At 74.8% G+C, this 5460-nt stretch carries 1 protein-coding gene; it reads left to right on the forward strand.

Annotated features, from left to right (window positions below):
- Nucleotides 1-5460 (forward strand): non-ribosomal peptide synthetase (locus AOK24_RS32805; RefSeq protein WP_159052062.1); only part of this gene is annotated, 5460 nt, incomplete at both ends.

Below are 5460 nucleotides of genomic sequence, written 5' to 3' on the forward strand. Positions count from 1 at the left end.
CTGCTGCCGGCCCACCCCGCCTACGTCATCTACACCTCCGGCTCCACCGGACGCCCCAAAGGCGTGGTCGTGCCGCACCGCAACGTCGGCCGGCTCTTCGACGCCACCCGGAAGTGGGTCGACATCGGACCCGGCGACACCTGGACACTGTTCCACTCCTACGCCTTCGACTTCTCCGTGTGGGAACTGTGGGGGGCGCTCCTGCACGGCGGCACCCTGGTCGCCGTCCCCTTCGACGTCAGCCGCGATCCCGCCCGCTTCCTGCGACTGCTCGCGCACGAACACGTCACGGTCCTCAGCCAGACCCCCTCGGCCTTCGGGGAACTCCTGCGCGCCCAGGCGGGCGAGACCGACGGCCCGCCCCTGTCCCTGCGGTACGTGGTGTTCGGCGGCGAGGCACTCGACTTCGCCCCGGTGCGCGAGTGGTACCGGCTGCGTCCGCAGGACTCCACGCTCCTGGTGAACATGTACGGCATCACCGAGACGACCGTGCACGTCACCGCCCTGCCCCTGCCGGCCGACCGCACCGACGGCCTGCGGGCCGGCGCCATCGGCGGCCCCCTCACCGACCTGCGCGTCCACGTCCTGGACACGGCCCTGCGGCTGGTGCCCCAGGGCGTCGCGGGCGAACTCTACGTGGCGGGCCCGGGCCTGGCGCGCGGGTACGCGGGCCGCCCGGCGCTGACCGCCGGCCGCTTCGTGGCCTGCCCCTTCGGCGCGCCCGGCGAGCGGATGTACCGCACCGGGGACGTGGTCCGATGGGGCCCCGACGGCCGCCTGGAGTACCTGGGCCGAGCCGACCAGCAGGTCAAGATCCGCGGCTTCCGCATCGAACCCGGCGAGATCGAGGCCGCGCTGCTGCGCCACCCGCAGATCGCGCAGGCCGCCGTCACCGTCCATGAGGACCCCTCCGGAACCCGGCGCCTGGTCGCCCACCTCGTCCCCGCCGGCCCCGCCCCGGACCCGGCCGCCGTACGGGAGTTCGCCGCACACCGGCTGCCCGACTACATGGTGCCAGCGGCGTATGTGACGCTCCCCGAACTGCCCCTGACCCCGAACGGGAAGCTGGACCGGCGCGCGCTGCCCGCCCCCGGCCGCACCGCACAGGCCACGGCACGCCCGGCCCGTACCCCGCAGGAGGAGGCGCTGTGCACCCTGTTCACCGACCTCCTCGGCCTGCCCGCCGTCGGCGTCGACGACGACTTCTTCGCCCTCGGCGGCGACTCCCTGCTCGCCATGCGCCTCGCGGCCGGCGTCCGCACGGTCCTCGGCGCCGACCTCTCCGTACGGGACGTCTTCGAGGCCCGCACCCCGGCAGCTCTGGCCGGAGCGACCGGCCGCGGCCTCCCGCCGCGCCCGCCCCTGGTGCGCACGGAACGGCCCGAACGGCTGCCGCTGTCCTTCGCCCAGAACCGCCTGTGGTTCCTCGACAACCTGGACGGCTCCGGCAGCGCCTACCACATCCCGCTCGCCGTACGGCTGACGGGCGCACTGGACCCGGCGGCCCTGGAGGCCGCGCTCGCCGACGTCACGGACCGGCACGAGATCCTGCGGACGGTCTTCCCCGCCGACGCCGGAAAGCCCTGGCAGCGGATCCTCCCGGCGGACCGGGCCCGCCCGCACCTCACGGTCTCCGACACCGACCCCGACGCCGTCGCACAGCTCCTGGCCGACGAGGTCGCGCGCCCCTTCGACCTCGCCCGGGAAACCCCCCTGCGGGCACGCCTGCTGCGGACCGCCGACGACGAGCACGTCCTGCTGATCCTGCTGCACCACATCGCCGCCGACGGCTGGTCGATGGGCGTCCTCATCCGCGAACTCGGCACCGCCTACCGGGCACGCCTCGAAGGAAACGCCCCCCAGTGGCCGCCGCTCCCCGTCCAGTACGCGGACTACACCCTCTGGCAGCACGGACTCCTCGGCCCGAGGACGAAGGACAGCGCACCCGCACAGGAACAGGCGGACTTCTGGCGGCGCACCCTGGACGGCATCCCCGAATGCGCCGACCTGCCCTGCGACCGCGCACGCCCCGCCACGGCCGGCCGCGACGGCGCCGTGCTGGAACTGAACTGGCCCCCCGCCCTGCACCAGGGGATCACCGACCTCGCCCGCGAGAGCGGCGCCAGCGTCTTCATGGTCCTCCAGGCCGCGCTCGCCGCCGTCCTGACCCGGCTCGGCGCGGGAGAGGACATCGTGCTCGGCGCCCCCGTCGCCGGGCGGGGCCAGGACGAACTCGACGGGCTCATCGGATTCTTCGTCAACACCCTCGCCCTGCGCACCGACACCAGCGGCAACCCCGCCTTCCGCGAACTGCTGCGCCGCGTCCGCGACGCCGACCTCGACGCCTACGCCCACCAGGACCTGCCCTTCGAACGCCTCGTCGACCTGCTCAGCCCCGCCCGCAGCCTCGCCCACCACCCGGTCTTCCAGGTGATGCTGGCCGTCGACAACACCGCACGCCCGCCGCTGACCCTCCCCGGCGTCGAGGCCCGGTACGAGCACGTCCTGCCCACCGAGGCCAAGTTCGACCTGTCCTTCAACTTCGCCGAGACCCGCGACAGCGACGGCCCCGGCGCCCCCGCCGGCATCCGCGGAACCCTGCACTACCGCACCGACCTCTTCGACGAGTCCACGGCGAAGTCGTTCGCCGACCGCCTGGAACGCTTCCTGGAGCAGGCCGTGGCCGACCCCGGCACCCGGCTCGCGGCGGCCGACCTGCTCGGCGCCGACGAACTGCGCCTCCTGGACACCTGGAACGACTCCGCCCACCCGATCCCGGACGCCGACTGGACCCGCCTCTTCGAGGAGCGTGCGGCACACACCCCGGACGCCATAGCCCTGGTCAGCCCCGACGAGGACGCCGCCCCCGTGTCCTACCGGGCCCTGAACGAGCAGGCCAACCGGCTCGCCCACTGGCTGCTGCGCCGCGGCACGGGCCCCGAGGACGTCGTCGCCGTCGCCGTACCGCGCGGGACACGCATGGTGGTCGCCGTCCTCGCCGTCCTCAAGGCGGGCGCCGCCTACCTGCCGGTCGACCCCGGCCACCCCGCCGAGCGCGTCGCCTACCTGCTGCGCGACGGACGCCCCGGGCTGGTGCTCGCCACCGCCGACACCGCCGCGAGCCTCCCCGCCGTCGACGGAGTGGGCGTCGTGGCCGTCGACACCCCGGACGCCGTCCGGGAGCTGAGCGGGCTGCCGGCCACCGACCCCACCGCCGCAGACCTGCCGCGCCCGCTGCTGCCGGCCCACCCCGCCTACGTCGTCCACACCTCCGGCTCGACCGGACGCCCCAAGGGCGTGGTGATCCACCGCCGAGGGCTGGTCGACTTCACGCAGTGGCTGCAACGCGAGTACCGGCTCGCGCCCGAGGACCGCATGCTCCACAAGTCGCCGGTCACCTTCGACGCCTCGGTGATCGAACTGCTGTGGCCGCTGACCACGGGCGCGGCCGTCGTGCTGGCGCGGCCCGGCGGACAGCAGGACCCGCGCTACATCGCCCAGGTCATCGCCGCCGAGGCCGTCACCGCCGTGCACTTCGTGCCGTCGATGCTGGAGGTCTTCACCCAGGAGCCCGCCGCCGCGCGCTGCACCGGGCTGAAATGGGTGATGTGCGGCGGCGAGGCACTGCCCGCCGCGACCGTCACCGCCGCCACCGACCTGCTGGGGACGCCGGTCCACAACACCTACGGGCCCACCGAGACCACCGTCTTCGTCTCCGCCTGCCAGGCCCTGCCCGGCGAGGCGGTGACCGTCGGCCGGCCCGTGTCCAACACCCGCCTGCACGTCCTAGACGCCGCGCTGCGGCCGGTACCGCCGGGGGTCGCGGGGGAGCTGTACGTCGCCGCCGAAGGGCTCGCGCGCGGGTACGCCGGACGCGCCGCGCTGACCGCCGAGCGCTTCGTGGCCTGCCCGTTCGGCACCGGGGAGCGTATGTACCGGACCGGGGACGTGGTGCGCCGGCGCGGCGACGGGCAACTGGAGCACCTCGGACGCACCGACGAACAGGTCAAGATCCGCGGGGTGCGCATCGAACCGGGCGAGGTCGAGGCCGCCCTGCTGCGCCACGAGGCCGTCGGCCAGGCGGCCGTCACCGTGCACGTGGACGCCGCGGGCACCAAACGGCTCGTCGGATACCTGGTACCGGCGCGCGGCACGCTGGACGCGGCGGAGGTCCGCCGGTTCGTGGCGGGCCTGCTGCCGGACGCCCTGGTGCCCGCCCTGTGCGTCGCCCTCGCCGAGCTGCCGCTGTCGCCGAACGGGAAGCTGGACCGGCGGGCGCTGCCCGCCCCGGACTTCACCCCGACGGCAGGCCGCGCACCCCGGACCCCGCGCGAAGAGGTGCTGTGCGGACTGTTCGCCCACCTCCTCGCCCTGCCCCGCGTCGGCGCCGACGACGACTTCTTCACCGTCGGCGGGGACAGCATCCTGTCGATCCAGCTCGTCAGCGGCGCCCGCGCCCAGGGGCTGGCGATCTCGGTCCGGGACGTCTTCGAGCACAAGACACCCGCCCGGCTGGCCGCCGTCGCCACGGACGCTGGGCAGGACGCCGCGAACACCGACGACGGAACCGGAGCGGTCCCGCTGACCGCCGTCATGCACGAGCGGCTGCACCACGGCGGCCCCATAACGGAGTTCAACCAGACCCTGCTGCTCGTGACCCCGCCGGGCGCCGACGAGGCCCGCCTCACGGCGGCGCTCGGCCTGCTGCTCGACCACCACGACACCCTGCGGCTGCGGATCACGAACACACCGCAGCAGCCCGGGGAACTGCACATTGCGCCCCCCGGCTCCACCGACCCTGCGTCCTGCCTCACCCGCGTCGACGTCACCCCCACCCCCGCGGGCGTCTGGAGCGAGGAGCGGCAGCAGGTCGTCCGCGCCGAGGCCGAGGCCGCACGCGGACGCCTCGACCCGTACGCGGGCCGGGTCGTCCAGGCCGTCTGGTTCGACGCCGGGCCGGGCGAACCGGGCCGGCTGCTGCTGGTCATCCACCACCTCGCCGTCGACGCCGTGTCCTGGGGCGTCCTCCTGCCGGACCTGGCCCGCGCCTGGGACCTGGCCACCGGCACCGACGGCGCCCGGCCCCTCGACCCGGTCCCCACCTCGTTCCGCACCTGGGCCCGCGCGCTCACCGCCGAGGCCGTCCGGCCCGCCCGCGCCGCCGAACTCCCGTACTGGCGCACCGTCCTGAGCGACGTCGAACCCCTGCCCGGCGCTGAGGGCCCGCCCTCCCACGCCACGCTGACCCTGTCGCGCGAAGAGACGCTCCCCCTGCTCACCGACCTCCCGGCCGCCTTCCACGCCACCGTCGAGGACCTCCTGCTCACCGCCCTGACCATGGCCTTCCAGCGCTGGCGCGGACCCCGCCCGCTGGTCGTCACCCTGGAGAGCCACGGCCGCCAGGCCGTCGACAGCATGCCGCGCTCCCTCGACCTCTCCCGCACCGTCGGCTGGTTCACC

Origin of the sequence: Streptomyces niveiscabiei (assembly GCF_001419795.1) — a bacterium.
Classification (GTDB): Bacteria; Actinomycetota; Actinomycetes; order Streptomycetales; family Streptomycetaceae; genus Streptomyces; species Streptomyces niveiscabiei.